Here is a 24,315-nt window from a genome sequence, read left to right on the forward strand (position 1 = left end):
CACAACCTGCCCCTTGAACACAATGGCCCGCCACGATAGGTGCCCCGCATGACCACCACCTCAGGGCATTCCCTGAAACCCGCCGCCCCCGTCAGCGCTTTGCAAGTTCTGCAGGTGCGCGGCGCCTGCCCGCACGACTGCCCGGACACCTGCGCCCTGGTCACCACCGTGGAAGACGGCGTGGCCGTGCGCGTCGCGGGCAACCCCGAACACCGCCACACCGATGGCGCCCTGTGCACCAAGGTCTCGCGCTACGCCGAACGCAGTTACCACCCCGAGCGCCTGCTCACCCCCCTCAAACGCAGCGGGCCCAAGGGCAGCGGCTGCTTCGAGCCTGTGACCTGGGACGAGGCGCTGGACGACATCGCGGCGCGCCTCAAGGCTGTCGCCGCGCGCGACCCACAGGCCATCCTGCCCTACAGCTATGCCGGCACCATGGGTCTGGTACAGGGTGAGGCCATGGCGGCGCGCTTTTTCCATCGCCTCGGCGCCTCGCTGCTGGACCGCACCATCTGCGCCTCCGCCGGTGGCGAGGGCCTGGTGCAGACGCTGGGTGGCAAGGTCGGCATGAAGGTCGAGCACTTCGCCCGGTCGAAGCTGATCCTGATCTGGGGCAGCAACTCGATCGGCAGCAACCTGCACTTCTGGCGCCTGGCGCAGCAGGCCAAGCGCGACGGCGCGCGCCTGGTCTGCATCGATCCGCGTCGCAGCGAAACGGCCGACAAGTGCCACGAACACATTGCGTTGCGCCCCGGCACCGACGCCGCGCTGGCGTTCGCGCTGATGCACCAGCTCATCGAGCACGGCTGGCTGGACCAGGACTACATCGACCGCCATACCCTGGGCTGGGAAGGGCTGCGCGAGCGCGCGCTGCAATGGCCACCCGAGCGCGCGGCCGAGGTCTGTGGCATCCCGGTGCAGCAGATCGTGGCCCTGGCGCGCGACTACGGAACGACCCGGCCCGCGGCGATCCGCCTGAACTACGGCATGCAGCGCGTGCGCGGCGGCGGCAACGCAGTGCGCGCCATCGCCTGCCTGCCCGCGCTGGTGGGCGCCTGGCGCGATCCGGCTGGCGGCCTGCTCCTGTCCACCTCGGGTTATTTCCCGGCGCGCCGCGCGGCGCTGCAGCGGCCCGACCTGCTGGCCGGACGCACGCCGCGCACCCTCAACATGAGCACCATAGGCGATGACCTGCTGCGCGAGACCTCGGCGACGTTCGGCCCGAAGGTCGAGGCGGTGATCGTCTACAACAGCAACCCCGTGGCAGTGGCGCCCGAATCGGGCAAGGTGGTGCAGGGCTTCGCGCGGGACGACCTGTTCACGGTGGTGCTGGAACACTTCCAGACCGACACCGCCGACCACGCCGACTACATCCTGCCGGCCACCACGCAGCTGGAGCACTGGGACATCCACGCCAGCTACGGCCACACCGACGTGCTGCTCAACCGCCCGGCGATTGCACCCGTGGGCCAGGCCCGGACCAATACCGACATCTTCCGCGCACTGGCCGCGCGCATGGGTTTCGACGACCCGTGCTTCGCCGAGGACGACCTCGCGTTGTGCCGCACCGCCTTCGACGGCGCGGTGGATTTCGAGACCCTGCTGGCGCAGGGCTACGCCACGCTGCCCGTGCCCGAGGCCCCCTTTGCCGAGGGCAACTTCCCCACCGCCTCGGGCCGCTGCGAGTTCTTCAGCGCGCGGCTGGTCGCGCAGGGTCTGGACGGTCTGCCCGATCACCTGCCCAACTTCGAAGCCATCGGCAGTTCCACGGCATTCCCGCTGGCCATGATCTCGCCACCCGCGCGCAACTTCCTCAACTCCAGCTTCGTCAACGTGACCAGCCTGCGCGACATCGAGGGTGAGCCGCTGCTGGAGATCCACGCCGACGACGCGCTGGCACGCGGCATCACCAGTGGCCAGATGGTGCGCGTGTTCAACCAGCGCGGTGAATACCGTTGCAAGGCCAGCGTGTCGCGGCGCGCGCGGCCTGGAGTGGTCAACGGCCTGGGCATCTGGTGGCGCAAGCTCGGTCCCTTCGGCACCAACGTCAACCAGGTCACCAGCCAGCAGCTGACCGACATGGGGCGGGGCCCGGTGTTCTACGACTGCCTGGTGGAAGTGGCCGCCCTGGTGGAGACCTCCTGATGCGGATGCGGCGTCGCGCCGCGCTTGCAGCGCCGATCCTTGCCGCGCTGGTCGCGGGCTGCGCCGGCACCACTGGCGTGGGGTACTACTGGCAATCCGTCACCGGCCACCTGCGGCTGATGCAGGCCGCGCGCCCGGTGAACGACTGGCTGGCCGACGCGCACACCCCCGAACAACTCAGGCACAAGCTCGCCGTCGCCCAACGCATCCGCGCCTTCGCCGTGAGCGAACTGGCACTGCCCGACAACGCCAGCTACCACCGCTACGCGGACCTCCACCGCCGCGCCGCGGTCTACAACGTGGTGGCCGCGCCCCCCCTCTCGCTCACGCTGCAGACCTGGTGCTTTCCGGTGGCGGGCTGCGTCGGCTACCGCGGCTACTTTGATGAGGCCGACGCGCGCCGCTTCGCGCAGAGCCTGTCCGGCGACCTGGAAGTGTCGGTCTACCCGGTTCCCGCGTACTCCACCCTGGGCTGGATGAACTGGGCCGGTGGCGACCCGCTGCTCAACACCTTCATTGCCTACCCGGAAGGGGAGCTCGCTCGCCTGATCTTCCACGAACTGTCGCACCAGGTTGCCTACGCCAGCGGCGACACCGAGTTCAACGAGTCATTCGCCACCACGGTCGAGCGCCTGGGCGGTACACGCTGGATGGCCTCGCAAGCCAGCGACGCCGTGCGCGCCGAGTACGCAGTGTTCGACCAGCGCCGGCGCAGCTTTCGCGCCCTGACGCTCTCGGTGCGCCAGCGGTTGCAGGCGATCTACCAGGACACCACACTCGATGCCGACGAGAAGGCGCGGCGCAAGGCCGCCGCCATGGCCGAGTTCCGGCACCGCTACCAGGATCTGCGGCACGAATGGGATGGCTTCTCCGGTTACGACCGCTTTGTCACCCAGGCCAACAACGCCAGCTTTGCCGCGCAGGCCGCCTACGACGGCCTGGTGCCCGCGTTTGAAGCCCTGTTCGAGCGCGGGGGGCGCGACTTCGCGCGGTTCTATGATGCGGTTCACGCGCTGGCCGCGATGCCCCGGGAAGAACGGCATGCCAGGCTTCGCCGCCTCGTGCCCGACGGCACGGCGGTGGCTAGCAGCGGCGCGCACACGCGACCCTGATCCCGCGGCACCGCACGACACGAAACGAGACACGCCATGGCAGACATCCACATCGAACGCGAACACACCCTGGGCCTGCCCGCCGCACGCAAGCTGGCCTGGCGCTGGGCGGAACAGGCGGAGAACGACTTCGACATGAGCTGCACCTACGAGGAGGGTGACGCCTGCGACGAGGTGCAATTCACACGCTCGGGCGTAAGCGGCACGCTCAGGGTGTCGGCCGAACGTTTCGAACTCGACGCCCGCCTGGGCTTCCTGCTGGGCGCCTTCAAGGACCGCATCGAGGGCGAGATCGTGAAGAATCTGGACACGCTGCTGGCCGGAAAGAAGCCTGCGACCAAGGCCGCCTCCGCTCCGAAAGCCACGGCCAAAAAGAAGAAAGCCGGCTGAGCCGGCTTGTGCATTTACTTGTGCACTTATCCAGAGCGCAGAGCGCCCGCGGAATCGGCTTTGCCGGGCCGCCAGGTGCGTCCCCTTTGGGAGGTGACGCCGAAGGCGGCGCGGGGGGTCAACTCAAGCTTTCGATCAGATCGACGTACTGCTGCATTGCGTCATCCTGCCCCGTGCCCTTCAGGCCGTTCCAGGCGTCCCACTTGGCGCGTCCCACCATGTCACCAAAGCCCGGCTTCTTCTCGGCGTTGTCGCCTGCCGTGGCCTGCTTGTACAGGGCGTATATCTTCAGCAGCGTGGCGTTGTCGGGGCGCTCGCTCAGGTTCTTGGAATTCGCCACGGCGGCGTCGAAACGGGACTTGAGGTCGGCCATGAATGCTCCTGATGTGAATGGAATTGCCCGGTTCACGGTGGCCGGGCTTAGGGTGGTCCCGCTATCTTACGTTCAGGCCACTGCGCACAATAGAGCCACAAACCCAGAGAAACGCCGTGCCGGGTGATCCCGCAGCGGTCCACGCACCCGAGGAGCATCCATGGTTCAACGTGTTGCCGCGCGCGCCGGTACGTCGGTCAGGCAGGCCCTGACCAGCACATTGGGCCTGGAAGGCGAGCGCATGAGCAAGGTCGACACGGCCTGGCTGCGCATGGACTCGCCGTCGAACCTGATGATGATCGTCGGCGTGTGGATCCTGCGCCCGGGCATCACCCATGCAGCGCTGACCGAACGCGTGCGCGAACGCCTGCTGCCCTACCGCCGCTTCAAGCAAACCGCCCGGGAAGATGCGGCCGGCGCGCACTGGGCGGACGACCCCGATTTCCGGCTGGAACGTCACGTCGTCACGCACAAGCTGGCCCGGCGCAAGGGCCAGAGCGAGCAGGCCGCACTGCAGGCCCGGGTGGGTGACCTCGCCATGCAGCCACTGGACCACGCGCACCCGCTCTGGCGCTTCGAACTCATCGAGCAGTACGGCGGCGGCTCGGCCCTGGTCGCACGCATCCACCACTGCATCGCCGACGGCATCGCCCTCATCAGCGTGATGATGAGCCTGGTGGATGGTGGCGGAGCCCCGCCGCAACGCCAGCGCCGCAAGCCCCTGTCCAGCCTGGACAGCCCAGAGGACTGGCTGGCCGACACGCTGATCCGCCCGTTCGGCGACATCACGGCCAGGGCGCTGGAGGCCGCGGGCGGGGGTGCCGCCCGATCGCTCTCGATGCTGGCGGCGCCGCAACAGGGCCTGAGCGACACCCTGGGCCAGGCGATGGACCTCGCCCGCATGGGTGGCCAGCTGGCCAGCGACATCGCGGCCCTGGCGCTGATGCCCGACGACTCACCCACGCGCCTCAAGGGACAACCCGGCAGCACCAAGCGCGTGGCCTGGTGCGAACCCATTCCCCTGGACGAGGTCAAGGCCATCGGCAAGGCCCTGAACTGTTCGGTCAACGATGTGCTGCTGGCCTGCGTGGCGGGTGCGATCGGTGCCTATCTGCAAGGCCTGGGCGACGACACGCAGGGCAAGGAGATCCGCGCCATGGTGCCGATCAACCTGCGGCCGATGGAAGACGCCTGGAAGCTGGGCAACCGCTTCGGCCTGGTGCCGCTGGTGCTGCCCATCGGCATGGCCAATCCGATCGAGCGCGTGTTCGCCGTGCGCGCGCGCATGAACGAACTCAAGGGCAGCCTTCAACCCCTGCTCGCCTTCGGACTGCTGTCGGTGGCCGGGCTGCTGATCAAGCCGGCACAGGACGCCATGCTGGGCCTGTTCGGCCGCAAGACCACGGCGGTGATGACAAACGTGCCGGGACCGGCGACCAAGCTCAAGGTCTGTGGCTCCACGCTGGAGCAGACCATGTTCTGGGTGCCGCAGACCGGCACGGTCGGCCTGGGGGTGTCGATCCTGAGCTACGGCGGTGGCGTGCAGTTCGGCGTGATCGCCGACACCACACTGTGCCCCGACCCGCAGCTCATCATCGACCGGTTCGAGCCGGAGTTTGCACAGCTTCTGACGCTCACGCTGATGCTGCCCTGGGGCGAAGCGGGACACCCCGCACGCGCCACCGCGGCTCGGCTTGCTGCCCCCCGAGGGGGCTGATCCGGCTTCGGGCAGCCCGGCGCCGGGTCGCCCTTCAGCCGCCTCACACGGTGGCCAGCCGGCGGTCGGCCACTTCGAGCAGGCCGTCGAAGATCAGGCTGTCCACCAGCTCGACGTCGGTCGACATGCTGGGCGCCATCTTCCAGCCAGCGCCGCCGGTCATGAAGCACGCCGGCTCCTCGCCGCAGTGCCGGCGCAGGTTCTCCACCATGCGCTGCACCGCACCGGCGATGGCAAAGGTGCCGCCGCTGGTGAGCGCGTCGCTGGTGTTGGTGGGAAAGTCGCAGACCTCGCCAGTCGGAACGTGCAGACCGGCCGTGCCGGACTCGAGCGCGCGCAGCATGATGCCGTGCCCGGGCAGGATGATGCCGCCCAGAAAACGGCCTTCGGCATCGATCGCTTCCACGGTGACCGCCGTGCCCACCATCACCACCACGCAGGGCCGCTTCGGTCCCTGCGCGAGCAGGCGCTGACGCGCACCGATCATCGCCACCCAGCGGTCCGAACCCAGGCGGGCCGGGTGGTCGTAGCCATTGACGAGACCGGCCTCGGCATTGCTTGAAACCACCCATTGGGGCGTCACGTCCCAGAGTTCGAGCTGCTCTTCCACCCGCCGCTTGACGGCGTCGCCCGCCACGACGCAACCCAGAACCCAGCGCGGCGGTGGCAACCGCGCCCAGTCCCCGTCCTCCAGGGACTCGATGTTCTCCAGAAACTGCGCACCACTGGCCAGCAGGGAAGCCCCCACGCGCGGTGCGTCGTACAAGGCCCACTTCAGGCGGGTATTCCCTACGTCCAGGGCCAGCAAGGTCATGCGCGGATTATGGGCAGACGATTGAAAGGGGCATGTCGCACCGCAGCATGCTTGCGATGCGCGGTCTCAGATCAGGCCGATCCAGCAGGCACGCTGAACCGCTGCCAGTTTGTTGTCTGTTTGCAACTTTCCCATGGCGTTGGCGAGATGGTAGTTCACCGTGCGCTCGGAGCAGTCCATGCGCAGCGCGGTTTCGCGCGCGGTGAGGCCCTCGAACGCGAGGTTGAGGCTTTCGAGTTCACGCGGGCTCAGCCCCACGCGCTGCTCGGCAATCGTGCGCCGCAGCATCGGCCACACGTTGAACGCCGACCAGGCCAGCACCGCGGCCTCGGAACGGTCAGCGAACGCACGCGGGCTGAACATGAAGCACTCGAACGCACGGCCCGCCGGCAGGCTGAAAGCCACGCGCACCAGCGTCTGGTAGCCGTGCGCCAGCCAGAGGCGGCGCCAGCGGCTCGACTGTTCAAACGACGATTTCGAGATGTCCTGCCAGGCCACGAGCGGCGCGTCGCTGTCGCGCCAGCCCGCGCCAAAATCGCGGCTCTCGGCAAGTGCCTCCGCAGGGCCGAGCAGCCGCGGCGGGTGCACCGCGAGCACCTCGCGCTGGTCCCTGCCACCGGTGGGGTTGGGGCCGAGTACCAGCACGGCCTCGACACCCTGATCGCGCAGCGCGCACACCCAGTCAGCCAGAATGCCGTCCAGGCCCACACTGTCAAAGTTGACAGGCAGGGTCATGGTTTGCAACACCCTGTTGCATACACAATGCCTGATGTCTCACGATGGGGGTTACGGGCAGGGGGTATTGGGCGATCGAAGGAGTGCATATTGTCTTTGGACCGGTTGTGGATGCGCAGCGCCAAGGCCCGCTTGTGGCGATGGTTGCTGGACGAGGTCGTCCACGCGCCCGTGGAACCTATTTTGCACCCATCCCGCTACCGGTTGTTGTGGATCGGTGCCTTCACCTTTGTCGGTCACCTGCTGATTTATGGCATCTGGGGATATCTGGTCCCTCAGCCCTACGAGAACGTGTGGGCCCGTCTGGTCATGGCCTTCCTGGCATTGATTTATGTGCTTCCCCGGATTTCACGAGACCCCTCGGCCAAGGAAAGCGGCCGGCTGTTCAGCCTGGCCACATGGATTCAACTGCCCTGGTTCTTCACCTGGATGTACTGGATGAACGGCGGAAATGCCGTCTGGCTGGGCAGTGTCGCCGCCATGATCCTGATCTATTACCACGCCACAGACTGGCGCCTGGCCACGATCGGGCTGATCACCGGCGGCCTGGCCGGCTGGGGCAGCGCGGAGCTGTATGGCGCCGACATGCATGCGTTCGAGGAACCCATGGGCAATGTGGTGGTGATTGTCTTTGCGTGGCTCATGGGCTTGATGCTGGGCTTCTCCAGCGCCAATCTGCGCCGCGCCCGCCTGCTCAACACGCTGAGCACCATGGGTGTGATGGCACACGAGCTGCGCACTCCCCTGGCCACGGTCAACCTGATGGGCGACGTGCTGCGCAACCTGGTGCAGCACGACGTGCCCGAGTCCAAGCGCAAGAAGCTCGACGAGCTGGCCACGCGCCTGCAAAACCTGGTGCGCAGCATGAACCGGCAGATCGACACGCAGATATCCAATGCGCAGCTCATGCGCCTGCCGCGCGAGCAGTCCGAAATCCTGGCGGCCGAACTGGTGCAGGAAGTGGTGAGCCAATACCCTTACCGGTCGTCGCGGGAACGCGACTGCGTGCAGGTGCACATCCAGACCGACTTCTGCTTCACGGCATCGCGCCCGTTGTTCGCGCAGGTGCTCACCAACCTGATCAAGAACGCGCTGCACGCGCTCGCCGCTGCAAGCACCGCGCCCAGCCCCGGCGATCTGCGGGTGGATGTGGGCATACACCATGGCAAGGGCCGCATCGCGGTCTCCGACGACGGCATCGGCATCTCGCACGAGCAGCAGCAACGCATCTTCGAGCCGTTTTTTTCGACCCAGACCGGTGCCGGCAACGGCCTGGGCCTGACGTTCTGCAAGAACGTGGTGGAAGCGGCCCAGGGTCGCCTCAGTGTGCACTCCCAGCCCGGCCTCGGCGCGGTCTTCATGATCGACCTGCCTCTCACCCCCCAGGCGACCACCGCACGGGCCACACCAGGCTGACGACACCATGGCTTTGACGATCTCCCTCTTCCACCGCCCTGGCGGCGTCCTGTTCCTGGATGACGACACCGACTACCTTGAAATGCTGGGCATGGTGATCCCCGCCCACTGGCAGGTCGAGCTCTACTCGCGCCCCTCGGGGTTTGCCGCCCGCATGCAGAACGAGCCCGCGCGCTGGGAAGCAGACGCCATGGCCCAATTGCAGATGATCGAGCGCTGGCGCCAGGGGCAGCCGCTGCTGCCACAGGTGCTGCGGTACTGGGCCATCAACGCCTCGCGCTATGAACTTGCGCAGACCTGCGTGGTGGACTACGCGATGCCGGGCACCGACGGGCTCAAGGTGCTCAACACCTTGCTCGACTGGCCAGGGTCGCGTGTGCTGCTGACCGGGCAGGCCGACGAACAGATCGCCATCCAGGCCTTCAACAACGGGCTGATCGACCAGTTCGTGCCCAAGCAGACAACCGACATCACGCGCCACCTGCTCGGCGTGCTGCGCAAGCTGGCGCAAACGCCGCACCCGCGCCTCAACACCCTGTGGCGCGCCGCACTGCGACCTGCGCAGCAATCGATGCTGCAGATTCCTTCTGTGGCCAAGGCACTGCGCGCCTACACCGAGCAGCACTGGGTCGAGTACGTGGTGCTGGGCGAGCCTTTTGGCCTGGTGGGCCTGGACGCGCTGGGCAACTGCCACTGGTTGCAGCTGGAGTCCACATCCAGCCTGCCCGATCTGGCCGAACTCGCGAGCTCGGCCGGCCTTGGCTTCGATGCGGTGCGCTCGGTGCGCGCCGGACAACGGCTCGCGGCCGTCGAACTGCATCAGCAGATGGGGCTGAGTGGCGCGGTGCGCACCGCGCCCGCCTTCCCCGTGGGCGATGACGGCGTGCTGTCAGGCGCCGTGTTCACCCTGCAGGCCGCCGACCTGCCTCAGCCCATCTATGCCTACCGTCACTTCCTGGAGGCCCAGGGCGCGCGCGCGGTACACGACGACTGAGCGGCGACCGTGCATTACAAGGTACCGGCCTGAGCGCGGGCGCGACGTGCCACCGGCCAGTCCCAGGGTTTGACGATGGGCGCGATCTCGGCCGCCACCGCCTCCAGGTGCGACAGCTCGGCCTCGGTCAGCGACGCGTTGAGCGTCAGCCGCACCAGCGCACGGTTCTTGCTGGTCGCGGGCGCACAGAAGATCGCCCCGAACACCCCCCGGGCTTCGAGTTCATCGCGCAGGCGCATCGTCTCCGGCTCGGTACCGGCCTCCAGCGCAATGATCTGCTCCGTGCCCTGGTGGATGGTGTAGCCCAGCCCGGTCAGGCTGTCGCGCACCCGGCTGGTGATGGCCTTGAGGCGGGCACGCTCGGCGTCGGCCTTCTGCAGCACGTCCACCGTGGCTTTGAGACCGGCTACCTCATGCGGCAGCAGGCAGGAACTGAAGATGTTGGGAAAGCTCGAACTCAGGATGTAGTAGCGCATGCTGGCCGGCGCAGTGAAGAAACCGGCACGCCCCGCGAGCGACTTCGCCAGACTCGCGGAGATGAAGTGCACGCGCTCCGTGAGGCCCAGTTCGGCGCACAGGCCCGCACCGCCTGGCCCATGGGTGCCCAGCGAGTGCGACTCGTCGACCAGGATCATGCTGCCGTGTTTCTCCACGACTTCGAGAATCTCCTCCAGCGGGCACACCGATCCGGTGGTGCTGTAGACCGAGTCCACAACCACCACGCCCGGTCCGTGCTTCGTCATCATCTTGTCCAGATGCACCGGATCGTTGTGGCGGAAAGCGTGGGCCGGTGCCCTTGCCGCGTGAGCCCCTTCCCACAAGGAGGCATGTGCCTGGGTGTCGAGATACACGGGTGTGTGGGCGTCGGCAATCGACTGCAACAGGCCCACGTTGGCCGAATACCCCGACTGGCAGACGAAAGCGTCTTCCTTGCCGACCCAATCGGCCAGTGCCATCTCCAGCGCGCGCGTGGGGTGCTGCTGCAACAGGAACACGCCGGACTGCACCACAAACTCGCTGCCCTTCGTCAGGGCCTCGACCTGCGCGGCCACGATGTCGGGGTGACCGGTGACACTGAGGTAGTCGTTGCCATCGAGACGCACAGCGTTGGGACCCGGAGACGACCCATGAAGCACAAACTTGCCGCCCCAGGTGCCATCCCATCGCGGTTTGAAGTCCCGGTCGATGCGCTGGACCAGCGTCGCCGCGAGGGGCGGGTTCTTGAAAACGACATCTTGGGGCCGTTCCAGCGTTTCCATGGAGTTCTCCTGTGCGGATGGAAAACCCCATTGAAAAAAGAAATCCGTGAAAAATCACACAAACCCTGTCAGGATTGACAGGGGTTGTGAGGCTTTCTACTCAAGTTTGCTGTCTTTTCGCCGACAGGCGGCGTTGCATCTGCGCAACTTGCGCTTGCGCGTCGCTGCGTCAGTTCTGGCGCCAGGGCAGCCCACGGTGCCGCCAGCCACCTTTGTGGCCCCGGTGGGCTTCGGCATCCGGGTCCCCCTCGAAGCCCTCCAGGATGTTGTAGGCCTCCAGCCCCAATTCGGTCGCGCGCCTCGCCGCAGCAATGGATCGCACGCCGCTGCGGCACAGCAGCACCAGTTTTCTGCCGGCTGCGGCGTCGCGAACCTGCTGGTCGAAAGTCGGGTTCATCGCCATGCCGGGCCATTGCTTCCAGGCCACCGGCACCGCCCCGGGAACGAAGCCGACCCACTCCCGCTCCGCGTCGGTGCGCACGTCCACCAGCACCGCCTCCCCGGTCTGCACCCACTTCCAGGCCAGCTCGGGCGACACGTCGCCGGCATAGCTGCCCTGGTGGGCACCCGATGCAGGTAGCGGTTGCATCTGCAAGGCACCGTCCACATCGTGTCGCAGGCCCGAACTCTGGTTGGCAGGCACCGCCTCGTCGATGCGCCGTGGCCGGGGCAGGTTCAGCGCACCCATCAGGGCCACGAACTCGGCCTCGGTCTTGCCGGCCACGCGGGCGTTGGCCGTTTTCTCCTGTCCGATGGTTGAACTGCTGCGACCCTGGTAGTCGTGGCCAGGCCAGATCGTGGTGTCGTCCGGCAAGGCGAACAGCACCTGGGTGATGCTGCGGTACAGCGCTTCGGGGCTGCCCGACTGGAAATCCGTGCGACCGCAGCCATTGATCAGCAGCGTGTCACCCGTGAACACGTGGTCGCGCCAGACGAAGCTCATGCTGCCCGCTGTATGGCCGGGGGTGTGCAGCGCCTGAATCGTTTCGCCACCGAAGCGCAACGTGTCGCCGTGCTGCAGCTGCACGCCGGCCGTGCCGATGCCGCAGCCCACCGGCGCCGCGGTCTTCGCGCCGGCCAGCTCGGCCAGGCGGCCCGCGCTCGTGATGTGGTCGGCATGGGCGTGGGTTTCGATCGTCCAGGCCAGCTTCAGGCCGTACTCCCGCAAGGTATCGAGATCACGCTCGATCTGCTCGTCGACCGGGTCGATGATGACGGCGTCGCGGCTGCCCTGGTCGAACAGGACATAGGTGTAGGTACTGGAAGCGGGATCAAACAGCTGAATCGGTTTCATGGGAACTCCAGACACCGCAGGCCAGTGCGCCAGCAGTTGCGACGATGTTAGCGGGCGCCTGCCGCTGGGCACCTTGCGCCGCAGACCAATTGAACCAATTACGGGGGCCGCACCGGCTCCTTCCGATACTGGAATTCAGTTTTCCATCGGTATCGCCGGCGTGCTGCCGGGTTAACCCGATCACATTGCAGACCTTCATGCGATACACCTTGAGGGTGCCCTCCAGGCCCGTTGCCGGGACCCCGCAGGCACCCATCAACTACAACGGAGACATCATGAGCATGCAATCACCATTGGTTGAGAAAAAGCCATCGCGTCGGAAGTTCCTCGGCGCTGCCGTGGCTGGAGCAACGGGTGCCACCCTGACGGCGCCGATGATCGCGGTGGCGCAATCGCCCATCGTCATGAAGATGCAGGGCGCCTGGGGCGCCAAGGACATCTTCAACGAGATGGCGGAGGACTTCGTCAAGCGCGTCAACGAAATGGCAGGCGGTCGCCTGCGCATCGAGTACCTGACGGCCGGTGCCGTGGTCAAGCCCTTCGAGGTGACCGACGCCGTGAGCAAGGGCGTGCTCGACGCTGGCCACACTGTGGCGGTCTACTGGTACGGCAAGTCCAAGGTGGCCTCGCTGTTCGGATCGGGTCCCGTCACGGGCGCCAACGCCGAGCAGACCCTGGGCTGGATGATGCGCGGCGGCGGCTATGCCTTCTATGAAGAGCTGCTGAAGACGCTGGGTCTGAACATCAAGGGGTTCTTCGCCTTTCCCATGCCCACCCAGCCGCTGGGCTGGTTCAAGAAGGCCCCGCCGAGAACGGCAGCCGAACTCAAGGGATTCAAATACCGCACGGTGGGTCTGGCTGCCGACCTGATGCAGGAACTGGGCATGAAGGTCACGCAGTTGCCGGGCGGCGAGATCGTGCCGGCCATGGAGCGTGGCGTGATCGATGCCTTCGAGTTCAACAACCCGACGTCGGACAGCCGCTTCGGCGCGCAGGACGTGGCGAAGTTCTACGCCATGGGCTCCTATCACCAGGCCATGGAGTTCTTTGAAATCATCTTCAACCGGGACAAGTACAACGCGCTGCCAGCCGATCTGAAGGCCATCATCCAGTACGCCACGGAAGCCGTCTCCTCGGCCAACACCTGGTCCGCGCAGGACAACTATTCGAAGGACCTGCAAAAGCTCATCACCAAGGACGGCGTGAAGGTCTCGCGCACGTCCAAGGCGGTGTTCCAGGCGCAGATCCAGGCCTGGGACAAAGTGGTGGCCCGGCTGGAAGCAGAGGACCCGTTCTTCAAGAAGGTGCTCGCCTCGCAGAAGGACTGGGCGCGCCGCGTCGCCTACTACAGCTTCTTCAACGATGCGGACTACCGGACCGCCTACGAACACGTGTTCAAGACCAAGCTGCCCGCCTGAGGTCGCAGTGTCCATCGGTCGCTGCCGACTGCCGGCGGCGGCCTTTTTTTTATCCGCGGGGCACCATGCTCAAATTCATCAAAGTGATCGACGCCCTGTCCGAAGCCATCGGACAGACCTTCGGCTGGACCGTTCTTGTCCTGACGGCGGGGACATGCTACGAAGTATTCCGCAGGTATGTGCTCAACGACCCCACGGACTGGGCGTTCGACATGAGCTACATCCTGTATGGCGCGCTGTTCCTCATGTCGGGGGCCTACGCCCTTTCCAAGGGCGCCCATGTCAGGGGCGACTTCATCTACCGGAAGTGGAGCCCGAGGACCCAGGCCAAGGTGGACCTGGTGCTTTACTTCATCTTTTACTTCCCAGGTGTTCTGGCCCTGGTTCTCTCCGGCTTCTTCTACGGCATGGACGCAGCGCGCATTGGCGAGGTCAGCGTCAACAGCCCCGTGGGTGTCCCGATCTGGCCCCTGAAGCTGATCATCTTCGTCGCTGGTATCACTCTGGTGCTTCAGGGCCTGGCGGAGGTCTGCCGATGCATCATCTGCATACGGTCCGGGCAGTGGCCGCCCCGCAGTGTTGACGTGGTTGAACTGGAGGTGAGTCTGCGGCAGCAATACGGCAACAAGGAGGGCCAGGCATCATGAGCGACCCCGTCATCGCGCTGTGCATGCTGGCGCTGTTCATCGTCTTCATCTTTCTCGGCTTCCCCATCGCCTTCACGCTCATGGCGATGGGCATCATGTTCGGCATGTACGCGTACCACACGCCCGGCCAGAGCATCTTCGACAACAACATCTTCTACCTGTTCACCCAGAACACGTTCAGCGTCATGAACAATGACGTGCTGATCTCGATCCCGTTGTTCCTGTTCATGGGCTACATCATCGAGCGCGCGAACATCCTGGACAGGCTGTTCCTCAGCCTGCAGGTGTCCCTGCGCCATGTTCCGGGTTCAATGGCGGTGGCTGCACTGATCACCTGCGCGCTGTTTGCCACCGCCACCGGTATCGTGGGCGCCGTGGTCACGCTCATGGGCCTGCTGGCACTGCCGGCCATGCTCAAGGCCGGGTACGACGAACGCCTGGCCACGGGCGTGATCGCCGCGGGCGGCACGCTCGGCATCCTGATCCCGCCGTCGATCATGCTGATCGTCTACGCAGCCACCGCCGGCGTCTCGGTGGTCAAGCTCTATGCCGCCGCCATGGTGCCCGGCATCCTGCTCGCGACCCTCTACCTCGGCTATGTGATCGCGCGCGTGGTCATCAATCCGAAACTCGCGCCCAAGCCGGCGAATGTCGAGACCATTGGATTCCTGAAGGCGGCCTACCTGCTCGTCACGGCATTCCTGCCATTGGCGGCGCTGATCCTGACGGTGCTGGGCTCGATCCTCTTTGGTCTGGCCACGCCCAGCGAGGCCGCCGCCATGGGTTCGCTGGGCGGGGTCATGCTGGCCGTGATCTACCGGGCCTTCAGCTGGCAGCGCCTGCGCGAAGCCGTGTTCCTGACGGCCAAGACGTCGGCCATGGTGTGCTACCTGTTCATCGGTTCCTGGACGTTTTCCAGCGTGTTCTCGTACCTCGGCGGCGAGAGCGTGATCAAGGACTTCATGCTCTCACTGGATCTGAGCACGGTGCAGTTCCTGCTGCTCTCCCAGCTCATCATCTTCGTGCTCGGATGGCCGCTGGAGTGGAGCGAGATCATCATCATCTTCGTCCCGATCTTCCTGCCGCTGCTGGACCATTTCGGCGTGGACCCGCTGCTGTTCGGCATCCTGATCGCCATCAACCTGCAAACCTCGTTCCTCACGCCACCCATGGCGATGTCGGCCTACTACCTCAAGGGCATCGCACCGCCACACATCCAGCTATGGACCATCTTCAAGGGCTGCTTTCCATTCCTCGGCATGGTCATCGCCACCATCGCGCTGGTGTATCTCGAGCCCCGCATCGTCAACTGGCTGCCCGACCTGATGTACAACCAGGCGATCGTGCCGGTCGAGATCACGCCGGAAGAAGCGGGCTTCGTGATGGATCCGGCTTTCCTGGGTGGCGGTGGTGAAGACAACAAGAAGTGAAGGTATTGCAGTTTGAATCCCTCCAAGCATTGCCATGAAATCGGCGCGGCCGAACTGGTCGCGCAACTGCGCGCGGGCAGCCTGTCGCTGCACGAATATCTGGGCGCCCTGGGCCAATACACCGAAGCGGTAGAGCCGCAGGTGCAGGCCTTCGCCAGTCACTCGCGCGAGGTCGTCGCGCTGCAGGTCGAGCGCCTCGACTCGCTCAGACACACGGGCATGCCGTTACCCGGCCTGTACGGCGTGCCCGTCGGCGTCAAGGACAACATCGACACGATGGACTACCCGACCGAGCTGGGATTCGCCGGCACGCGCGGCCGCACGCCGGGTGAGGACGCCCTGCTGGTGCACAAGCTGCGCGAGGCCGGTGCCATCGTCTGGGGCAAGACGCGCTGCACCGAGCTGGCCTACATGGAGCCCACCGTCACGCGCAATCCGCGCGCCCTGGACCACACGCCCGGCGGTTCGTCCAGCGGTTCGGCCGCCGCCGTCGCCGCGGGCATGGTGCCCGTGGCGATCGGAACGCAGACCAACGGCTCGGTGATCCGTCCGGCGGCGTTCTGCGGCGTCTTCGGCTTCAAGCCCTCACGCGACCTCATCTTCAACGGCGGGGTGCTCGCCTGTTCGCCGTCGCTGGACCAGGTCGGCGTGTTTGCGCGCAACGTGGAGGATCTGGCCGAGGTGGCCCAGGTGCTGGTGGGCGGACACGAGGGGCCAGGCGGACGCATGGTGTTCCCGATGCGCCTGGGCGAGGTGTGTCGCGAAGCGCCGCCCATGCCGCCCCGGCTGATGTTCGTGCGCACGCCCCAGTGGGATCGGATGGATCCGCAAGCTTGTGAGGCTTTCGAGGAGCTCCGCGAAGAACTCAAGGACTGCATGGTGGAGGTGGAATTGCCCGCCTCCATCCAGAACGCGCTGGGCTGGCACAAGACCATCATGGAGGCGGAGATGTCGGTTCACCTGCGCACGCTGCTGGCCGCGCACGGTGGACGGGCCAGTGCCGCCACCCAGGCCGTGATCGAGCGCGGCGCCGCCATCCTGGCGAGCGACTATCTCACCGCGCGCGAGCGCATGGACAAGGCCGCTCGCGGATTTGACGAGTTCTTCGACCACTTCGACGCCATCGTGACCCCCGCCACCCTCGGTGCCGCGCCTGCCGGCCTGACCTCCACCGGCGATCCGGTGATGTGCACGCTCTGGACGTTCGCCGGCCTGCCGGCCCTGTCGCTGCCCCTGCTGCACGACGAGGGCGGCCTTCCCATCGGTGTGCAGCTGGTAGGCGCCGCCCGCAACGACGCCCGCTTGCTGCGCACGGCGCGCTGGCTGACCGAGCGCCTGGCCTGACACAACCGCAACGCCCACCTGCAAAGGACTTCACCATGAGCCTCCAGCGATCGATACAGCTCCTCGCCCTGTGCCTGCTCGGCCTCTTCTTCCTGCCGTACATCCTCAAGCTGAAACAGTGGGACCTCTTGTTCATCCTGCTTGCTGGCGTGGCCATGCCTGCGTATGACTTCCTGAGCAAACGGGATGGCCGGGGCGACTGAGTTCTGCAGTTCAAGGCATTTCCATGTCCCCTGGCATACCGATGGATTGACCCGACCGGCAGGAAAACCGTTAACATTGACGTTTACGTAAACGTCAACGAGGCTTGCCCCCTCATTCCGGAGCTCCGCATGCCCAGCGAACGTTCCCCCATCGACAGCCTGATGCAACCCGGCGCCGCGCTGCGCGCCGCCCGGGGAAGCCTGTGGCGGCAGTGGCAGGCCCAGCCGTCGGACCAGCCGGTGGCGCTGGCCGAACTGGACCCCGCCGCCAAACCCTGGTCGACCGGCGACAAGGCGAGCGACAAGGCCGCCACCGAAGCGCTCGCCGGCGAGCTCGACGGCCTGCAGGACCTGTTCCATGCAGATGGCCGCTACAAGTTGCTGGTGGTGCTGCAGGGCACCGACACCGCCGGCAAGGACGGCACGGTGCGCGGCGTGTTCTCGCGCACCAGTCCGCTGGGCGTGCACACGGTGGGCTGGCGGGCCCCAACTGAAACCGAACGCAAGCACGATTTCCTCTGGCGCATCCACCAGCAGATGCCCGGCGACGGCGAGATCATGGTGTTCAACCGAAGCCACTACGAGGACGTTCTGGTGCCGGTGGTCAATGGCTGGATCTCGAAGGACCAGACGCTCCAACGCTATGCGCAGATCAACGACTTCGAACGCATGCTCTCGGAGAACGGAACGGTCGTCCTCAAGTTCATGCTGCACATCAGCCGCGACGAGCAGCGCAAACGCCTGCAGCAACGTGTGGACGACCCCTCCAAACACTGGAAGTTCAGTCTGGGCGATCTCGAGGTGCGCAAACAATGGCCCGACTACCAGCGCGCCTACGAAGCGCTGCTGAACGCGACCAGCACCGCCTGGGCGCCCTGGACCGTCGTGCCGGCCAACTCCAAGACACACCGCAACCTGATGATCGCCACCATCGTGCGCGACACCCTCAAGGCCCTGGACCTTCGGTATCCACCGGAAAAACCCGAACTCGCCGGCCTGCGCATCGACTGAGTCCCGGCCATTTCAAAGACCGACTGACAGAGACAGAGAGACACACATGAGCAATCTCGCCGCCGAATTCCAGGCCCTGGCCAACTACCGTCCCACGCACAAGGTGCGCTTCGTCACAGCAGCCAGCCTGTTCGACGGGCACGACGCAGCCATCAACATCATGCGGCGCATCCTGCAGGGCATGGGCGCCGAAGTCATCCACCTGGGGCACAACCGCTCGGTGGACGAAGTCGTCACCGCCGCGCTGCAGGAAGACGCGCAGGGCATCGCGATCAGTTCCTACCAGGGCGGCCACGTGGAGTATTTCAAGTACATGGTGGACCTGCTTAAGAGCCGGGGCGGCGAGCACATCCAGGTCTTCGGCGGCGGCGGCGGCGTGATCGTGCCGGCCGAGATCCGTGAACTCCAGGACTACGGCGTGACGCGCATCTACAGCCCCGAGGACGGCCAGAAGATGGGCTTGGCCGGCATGATCGGCGAGATGGTGATGCGCTGCGACCGCGACCTCAGCCCCTACGCACCCAAGTCGCTGGCGGCCATCGAGGGCCAGGGCGAAATGAACTGGCGTGCGCTGGCGCAGCTGATCACCGTGCTGGAAAACCGCAAGGTTTCTGCCGAAGGCAACAACGGCAGCGGGGGCGACAGCCCCACCCGCGAAGCGGGTGCCGACGCGGCCATCGTCACCGCCTTGCGGGAACAGGCAAAGACGAAGAAGGTGCCCGTGCTCGGCATCACGGGCACGGGTGGCGCGGGCAAGTCCTCGCTCACCGACGAGCTCATCCGCCGACTGCGCCTGGACCAGGGCGACCGACTGCGCGTGGCGGTGATCAGCATCGACCCGTCGCGGCGCAAGAGCGGTGGCGCGCTGCTGGGCGACCGCATCCGCATGAACGCGATCGCCCCCTGGCGGGACGGCCAGCGCGTGTTCATGCGCTCGCTGGCCACGCGCGACTTCGGCAGCGAAATCAGCGCCGCCCTGCCCGACGTGATCGCGGCCTGCAAGTGCGCCGGCTTCGACCTCATCGTGGTCGAAACCTCGGGCATCGGCCAGGGCGATGCCGCCATCGTGCCGCACGTGGACGTGCCGATGTACGTGATGACGCCCGAGTTCGGCGCAGCCAGCCAGCTGGAGAAGATCGACATGCTCGACTTCGCCGCCTTCGTCGCCATCAACAAGTTCGACCGCAAGGGCGCGCTCGATGCGCTGCGCGATGTCGCCAAGCAGGTGCAGCGCAACCAGGAGGCCTGGAGCACACCACCGGATCAGATGCCGGTGTTCGGCACCATGGCCGCGCGCTTCAACGACGACGGCGTGACCGCGCTCTACCAGGCGCTCAAGACGAAGCTGGGCGAACTCGGCTTGCCGCTGCAGGAAGGACGCCTGCCCACCGTGAATGTGCGCCACAGCACCAACCAGACGCCGATCGTGCCGCCGGCGCGCACGCGCTACCTGGCCGAGATCAGCGACACAGTGCGCGGCTACAAGCGCAAGGCCATCGAACAGGCCCGGCTGGCACGGGAGATCCAGCAGCTCAACGAAAGCGCCCGGATGCTGCGCGTGGAAAAGCCCGAGCGTTCACGCGCCGCCGAAGCAGTGATCGACCTGGCCCAGGTGCGCGAACTCGATCAGGACCCAGGCGCGCGCAAACTGCTCGCCCAGTGGCCCGACATGCAGAAGGCCTATGCGGGCGATGAATATGTGGTGAAGATCCGCGACAGGGAAATCCGAACCGCGCTCACCACCAAAAGCCTCTCGGGCACCGTCATCCGCAAGGTCGCGTTGCCGAAGTACGAAGACCACGGCGAAATCCTCAAGTGGCTGATGCTCGACAACGTGCCCGGCAGCTTCCCCTACACCGCCGGCACCTTTGCCTTCAAACGCGAAGGCGAAGACCCCACGCGCATGTTCGCCGGCGAGGGGGACGCCTTCCGCACCAATCGGCGCTTCAAGCTGCTCTCCGAGGGCACACCTGCCAAGCGTCTGTCGACCGCCTTCGACTCGGTCACGCTCTACGGCAACGACCCTGATCCGCGACCGGACATCTACGGCAAGGTCGGCAACTCGGGCGTCTCCATCGCCACGCTGGACGACATGAAGGTGCTCTACGGCGGCTTCGACCTCTGCCACCCGGCCACCTCGGTGTCCATGACCATCAACGGCCCGGCCCCCAGCATCCTGGCGATGTTCATGAACACCGCGATCGACCAGAACCTGGAAAAATTCGAGGCCGAGAACGGCCGCCAGCCCACCGACACCGAGGCCGCCAAGATCCGCGAATGGGTGCTGGCCAATGTGCGCGGCACGGTGCAGGCCGACATCCTGAAGGAAGACCAGGGCCAGAACACCTGCATCTTCTCGACCGAGTTCTCGCTCAAGGTGATGGGCGACATTGCCGAGTACTTCGTGCACCACGACGTGCGCAACTTCTACTCGGTGTCGATCAGCGGGTACCACATCGCCGAGGCGGGCGCGAACCCGATCAGCCAGCTCGCGTTCACGCTCTCCAACGGCTTCACCTTCGTGGAGGCGTACCTGGCGCGCGGCATGCACATCGACGACTTCGCGCCCAATCTGTCGTTCTTCTTCAGCAACGGCATGGACCCGGAATACACGGTGCTGGGCCGCGTAGCGCGCCGCATCTGGGCAGTGGCGATGCGCGACCGCTATGGTGCCAACGAACGCAGCCAGAAGCTGAAGTACCACGTGCAGACCAGCGGCCGATCGCTGCACGCGCAGGAAATCCAGTTCAATGACATCCGCACCACGCTGCAGGCGCTCATTGCCATCTACGACAACTGCAACAGCCTGCACACCAACGCCTTCGACGAGGCCATCACCACGCCCACCGAGGACTCGGTGCGCCGCGCGATGGCGATCCAGCTCATCATCAACCGCGAATGGGGCCTGGCCAAGAACGAGAACCCGAACCAGGGCGCCTTCATCATCGACGAGCTCACCGAGCTGGTGGAAGAAGCGGTGCTGCAGGAGTTCGAGAAGATCGCCGAGCGCGGCGGCGTGCTGGGTGCGATGGAGACCGGCTACCAGCGCGGCAAGATCCAGGACGAGTCCATGCACTACGAGATGCTCAAGCACACGGGCGAATACCCGATCGTGGGCGTGAACACCTTCCGCAACCCGCACGGCGACCCGACGCCCGAGACGCTGGAACTCGCGCGCTCGACCGACGACGAAAAGCAGAACCAGTTGCAGCGCCTGGCCGACTTCCACACCCGCCATGCCGCAGAATCGCCCGCCATGCTCGAGCGGCTGCGCCAGGCCGTGATTCAGAACGGCAATGTGTTCGAGGTGCTGATGGACGCGGTGCGCGTGTGCTCGCTCGGACAGATCACCAACGCGCTGTTCGAGGTGGGCGGGCAGTACCGCCGCAACATGTGAGCCCCGGGCCGCGGCCCAGGCTCACATCGGGTTCGCCAGCGGCAGATTGAGAAGCAGGTTCTGCGGCTTGAGCTTGAGCAGGCCCTCGGGCCCCATGGCCAGGCCCAGGTAGACAGGCTTGCCGCGCACGTCGGCGCGCATGTGCTGCGCATCAACGAAGCTCAATCGGAACAGGCTGATCAGGCGCTGCTGGCGCTCGGACTCGACCTCGTGCCCCAGGTAGAGATCGTTGAGCAGCGCGGTTGACTCCACGTCCAGCCCCAGATGCCAGCGCCACGACGGATCTTCCACGCGCGACTCGGGTTGGATCTTCACCTCCACACCGTGGAAGTGCCGCACCCACTTCTCCAGCACGGCGGCCAGTGCCTTCAGGCCCGATTGCGCCCGGGTCATGGTGAGCGTGAGCCCGTGCGGCAGTTCGTTCTGGATTTCGTGCGTGAGGTCGAGCACGAAATTGAACCGGCCGGCACCGATCTGGCCGCGCAGATAGCGCTCGGCGTTGTCGTCGCCCAGCACTTCGATCTGCACGTCGGGAATGGTCGCACCGCTTTGCATCAGCAGGCGCCCCACCGCGCCCATGCCACCGGTCTCGTTGAGCAGGTCCAGCACCTCGCTGTCGCCACTGAGAACGCGGCCCTCCTGCACGCGCACGCGCTGGCGGCGGAACAGCATCTCGGCCGCACGCCACTGCCAGGCGTCGGTCTCACCGTCGAGCAAGCGGCACACCAGCGCCTGCACCACCAGGTCGAGGAACAACGGCGGGATCTGGATGGCGCCGGCCTTGAAGAAGCCGGCGTAGGCAGCTTCGAGCGAACCTGCGGCGATCACCGCGTTGCGAAAGTCCAGGAACAGGCGGTGGTTGGCGCGCGCATCGGCGTCCTCGAAAGCTTCCAGCTCATGCGGCGCCACCACGCGCGTGGGCGTTTCCACCAGCGCCGCGTGCAAGGCTTGCTCGGCCGCACAGGATTCTTCGACCAGCGCGAGTTCGGGACGCTCAAGCCAGAGTCGCCAGTAGCCGTCGGTAGGCACCAGCCAGCCGCGTGCGTTGCGGGTGAGTCGGTCGTGGCCGCAGGACGACCAGATGTTGTTTGAAGAATCAGGCATGAAAAAGCCCACGACACGCAGGCAGCGCGTCGCGGGTGGACTGAAGCTGTGGGTGAACGGATTGTCGTTCACCCTGGAGCAGCGAAGGGCCGGCTGGCCGACTCTTTGCCCAACCCGCCGGCCTGGGCGGCTTCGGCGGCATCAACGGATCAAGTAGGGACCTTTCCAAGCCTGCGGAAGCAAGGGATAGCTTGTGGGTTGGTGGGTGTAGCCGATGCTCAGGTTCTGCCCGTCGGTTCTGGCATTGCCGCGGGTGGTGAGACGACGGCCCACGAGCACCACGTCGGCGTTGGTCCGGGGGCCACGGGCAAAGCGGTTGTTCTCGACGATCACGTCTTCGATCCCTTCGTTGCTGTCCGGCCCATCGTTCTGGGGGCGAACCGCGACCGTCCAGGCGTTGTTGTCAGCCGGATCACCCATCAGGTTGTTCGCAATGACGATCTGGCTGGACGCCCAGTTGGCTCCCGAGATGGCGTAGTTGTCGTTGTACGCGCCAACCCCTCCCGAATGCAGCTTCAGAGAATGCCGAAGACCATCCGAGGACATGCCTCGCAGCGCGTTGTGCGCAATGACCGACTTGTGGGCTCTGTAGAGCCGCACCGTGTGCTGACTGGCGCGGCCGAAGTCGTTGCCCAGCAGGGCCAGGCGGGAGGCGACCGCCTGCAGGTTGGCCAGGGGCGTGTCATCGCCCTCGGTGCTGCCGATCACGCGGTTCTCGACGATGAAGATCTCGTGCGGGTTGTAGAACGCGCTCACGGGCGCCGTCCGGTAGGGATCTGCAGGCGCCCAGTAATCAATGGCGCTCCCAATGACAATGCCGTTGTTCACGGTGCTGCCGGGATCATCGAGGTCGTTGCGCAGAATGAGCACCTTGGAAGCCGACGCCGTCTGATCGATTCCGTTGGCAATATCGAGATCCATCACGGTGATGTCGTCGGGGAAATCCCCCGTCCCTCCGCGACCCGTGCCGATCTGCGCAGACTGAATCCGTGGTTTCGCGCCCGTGCCATAGGCGCCGACCTGGACGCCATCGTCCTCGTTGCGCACCGAGATCGCGGCAAAGCTCTCGCCCCTTCGCAGGAGAACCCGCTTGCCATCCAGGCTGGAGGGCAGTGTCGTCTGCTGCGCAGCTCCCGAAGGGCAACCTGCATAGTTGGCCGAGGAGGACACACAAACCGTCCGGGTGCCCGCATAGAACGCCGCAGCATCCTGCACCGTCACCGAAACCGTTGACTCGTGGTACTGCCCATTGGGAGCACTGACGCGGACACGCACGGAATAGGTGCCAGGCAGCTCGAACACGTGCGCCGCAAGCGGTCCGCCGCTCTGGGTGTTCTTGGAAGCACCCGAAATGCCCCAGGTTTGTCCGCTGTTGTTGCCGAAGTTGAATTCGTAGGTCAGATCGTGGAACGCATACGTGCCGCTCGCGCCCAGTGAAGAAGCCGTGGCGTCGAACATGACGGCCAGCGGAGCAACACCACTCAAGCGGCTTGCCTGCAGAACAGCAGTAGG

At 65.8% G+C, this 24,315-nt stretch carries 21 protein-coding genes and 1 pseudogene; 14 read left to right on the top strand and 8 right to left on the bottom strand.

Annotated features, from left to right (window positions below; genetic code table 11):
* Positions 1-48: 48 nt before the first annotated feature.
* Genes K5880_RS07230 through K5880_RS07240 form a run of 3 tightly spaced genes read left to right on the top strand, consistent with a single transcriptional unit; the run spans position 49 to position 3,647 of the window.
* On the top strand, positions 49-2,145 hold the full coding sequence (locus tag K5880_RS07230) for a molybdopterin oxidoreductase family protein (protein ID WP_297650260.1): 2,097 nt from the start codon (positions 49-51) through the stop codon (positions 2,143-2,145).
* Positions 2,145-3,257, top strand: a complete 1,113-nt coding sequence (locus K5880_RS07235; protein WP_297650261.1) for an aminopeptidase — start codon at positions 2,145-2,147, stop codon at positions 3,255-3,257. Before K5880_RS07230 ends, K5880_RS07235 begins: the two co-directional genes overlap by 1 nt.
* Positions 3,258-3,293: 36 nt before the next feature.
* Entirely contained in the window at positions 3,294-3,647 is a 354-nt protein-coding gene (locus K5880_RS07240; RefSeq protein ID WP_297650262.1) for a polyhydroxyalkanoic acid system family protein, read from the top strand.
* A gap of 118 nt (positions 3,648-3,765) precedes the next feature.
* Here the strand turns inward: K5880_RS07240 and K5880_RS07245 are convergent, their stop codons facing one another.
* Positions 3,766-4,020 (bottom strand): acyl-CoA-binding protein, encoded by a 255-nt coding sequence (locus tag K5880_RS07245; protein WP_297650264.1) that lies wholly within the window; start codon positions 4,018-4,020, stop codon positions 3,766-3,768.
* Positions 4,021-4,180: 160 nt separating this feature from the next.
* Between K5880_RS07245 and K5880_RS07250 the strand changes: the two genes are divergently transcribed.
* Positions 4,181-5,737: a wax ester/triacylglycerol synthase family O-acyltransferase gene (locus tag K5880_RS07250; RefSeq protein ID WP_297650266.1), complete on the top strand. Its 1,557-nt coding sequence runs from the start codon at positions 4,181-4,183 to the stop codon at positions 5,735-5,737.
* Between the two features lie 43 nt (positions 5,738-5,780).
* Here the strand turns inward: K5880_RS07250 and K5880_RS07255 are convergent, their stop codons facing one another.
* Positions 5,781-6,551: a type III pantothenate kinase gene (locus K5880_RS07255; RefSeq protein ID WP_297650268.1), complete on the bottom strand. Its 771-nt coding sequence runs from the start codon at positions 6,549-6,551 to the stop codon at positions 5,781-5,783.
* Positions 6,552-6,617: 66 nt separating this feature from the next.
* Positions 6,618-7,286 carry a helix-turn-helix transcriptional regulator gene (locus K5880_RS07260; RefSeq protein ID WP_297650270.1) on the bottom strand — a complete coding sequence of 223 codons (669 nt, stop codon included), beginning with the start codon at positions 7,284-7,286 and terminating at the stop codon, positions 6,618-6,620.
* A gap of 90 nt (positions 7,287-7,376) precedes the next feature.
* On the opposite strand from K5880_RS07260, the gene K5880_RS07265 reads away from it, so the two are divergent.
* Entirely contained in the window at positions 7,377-8,702 is a 1,326-nt protein-coding gene (locus K5880_RS07265; RefSeq protein WP_297650272.1) for a HAMP domain-containing sensor histidine kinase, read from the top strand.
* 7 nt (positions 8,703-8,709) lie between these two features.
* A complete protein-coding gene (locus K5880_RS07270; protein WP_297650275.1) occupies positions 8,710-9,696 on the top strand; it encodes a response regulator in 987 nt (328 codons plus the stop codon).
* Between the two features lie 14 nt (positions 9,697-9,710).
* On the opposite strand, the gene cqsA is transcribed toward K5880_RS07270, so the two are convergent.
* On the bottom strand, positions 9,711-10,895 hold the full coding sequence (gene cqsA / locus K5880_RS07275) for an alpha-hydroxyketone-type quorum-sensing autoinducer synthase (protein ID WP_297650315.1): 1,185 nt from the start codon (positions 10,893-10,895) through the stop codon (positions 9,711-9,713).
* On the opposite strand from cqsA, the gene K5880_RS07280 reads away from it, so the two are divergent.
* Positions 10,824-11,033: a hypothetical protein gene (locus K5880_RS07280; RefSeq protein WP_297650321.1), complete on the top strand. Its 210-nt coding sequence runs from the start codon at positions 10,824-10,826 to the stop codon at positions 11,031-11,033. The genes cqsA and K5880_RS07280 overlap by 72 nt on opposite strands.
* A gap of 91 nt (positions 11,034-11,124) precedes the next feature.
* Here the strand turns inward: K5880_RS07280 and K5880_RS07285 are convergent, their stop codons facing one another.
* The gene (locus K5880_RS07285; protein ID WP_297650317.1) at positions 11,125-11,544 is read right to left on the bottom strand and encodes a rhodanese-like domain-containing protein; all 420 of its coding nucleotides are present in this window, start codon (positions 11,542-11,544) and stop codon (positions 11,125-11,127) included.
* Between the two features lie 204 nt (positions 11,545-11,748).
* Positions 11,749-12,249: pseudogene (locus K5880_RS07290) on the bottom strand (MBL fold metallo-hydrolase); the annotation flags it as partial.
* A gap of 275 nt (positions 12,250-12,524) precedes the next feature.
* Here K5880_RS07290 and K5880_RS07295 point away from each other — a divergent pair.
* From K5880_RS07295 to icmF, 7 genes are all read left to right on the top strand, one after another.
* Complete coding sequence (locus K5880_RS07295; RefSeq protein ID WP_297650277.1) at positions 12,525-13,667, top strand: TRAP transporter substrate-binding protein; 1,143 nt, start codon at positions 12,525-12,527, stop codon at positions 13,665-13,667.
* A gap of 65 nt (positions 13,668-13,732) precedes the next feature.
* A complete protein-coding gene (locus K5880_RS07300; protein WP_297650279.1) occupies positions 13,733-14,314 on the top strand; it encodes a TRAP transporter small permease subunit in 582 nt (193 codons plus the stop codon).
* Entirely contained in the window at positions 14,311-15,744 is a 1,434-nt protein-coding gene (locus K5880_RS07305; protein ID WP_297650281.1) for a TRAP transporter large permease subunit, read from the top strand. The genes K5880_RS07300 and K5880_RS07305 overlap by 4 nt, the downstream gene beginning before the upstream one ends.
* A 12-nt stretch (positions 15,745-15,756) precedes the next feature.
* Positions 15,757-17,088 carry an amidase gene (locus tag K5880_RS07310; protein WP_297650283.1) on the top strand — a complete coding sequence of 444 codons (1,332 nt, stop codon included), beginning with the start codon at positions 15,757-15,759 and terminating at the stop codon, positions 17,086-17,088.
* Between the two features lie 35 nt (positions 17,089-17,123).
* Positions 17,124-17,291 carry a hypothetical protein gene (locus tag K5880_RS07315; protein WP_297650285.1) on the top strand — a complete coding sequence of 56 codons (168 nt, stop codon included), beginning with the start codon at positions 17,124-17,126 and terminating at the stop codon, positions 17,289-17,291.
* A 162-nt stretch (positions 17,292-17,453) separates the two neighbouring features.
* Positions 17,454-18,302, top strand: coding sequence for a PPK2 family polyphosphate kinase (locus K5880_RS07320; RefSeq protein ID WP_297650319.1), 849 nt, complete (start codon positions 17,454-17,456; stop codon positions 18,300-18,302).
* A gap of 46 nt (positions 18,303-18,348) precedes the next feature.
* Entirely contained in the window at positions 18,349-21,699 is a 3,351-nt protein-coding gene (gene icmF / locus K5880_RS07325) for a fused isobutyryl-CoA mutase/GTPase IcmF (protein ID WP_297650287.1), read from the top strand.
* A 21-nt stretch (positions 21,700-21,720) separates the two neighbouring features.
* Here icmF and K5880_RS07330 read toward each other — a convergent pair whose 3' ends face one another.
* Positions 21,721-22,803: a DUF6352 family protein gene (locus K5880_RS07330; RefSeq protein WP_297650289.1), complete on the bottom strand. Its 1,083-nt coding sequence runs from the start codon at positions 22,801-22,803 to the stop codon at positions 21,721-21,723.
* Between the two features lie 141 nt (positions 22,804-22,944).
* On the bottom strand, positions 22,945-24,315 hold a 1,371-nt coding region (locus K5880_RS07335; protein ID WP_297650291.1), incomplete at its 5' end, for a PKD domain-containing protein.

The organism is Hydrogenophaga sp. (genome assembly GCF_025699295.1).
Classification (GTDB): Bacteria; Pseudomonadota; Gammaproteobacteria; order Burkholderiales; family Burkholderiaceae_C; genus Hydrogenophaga.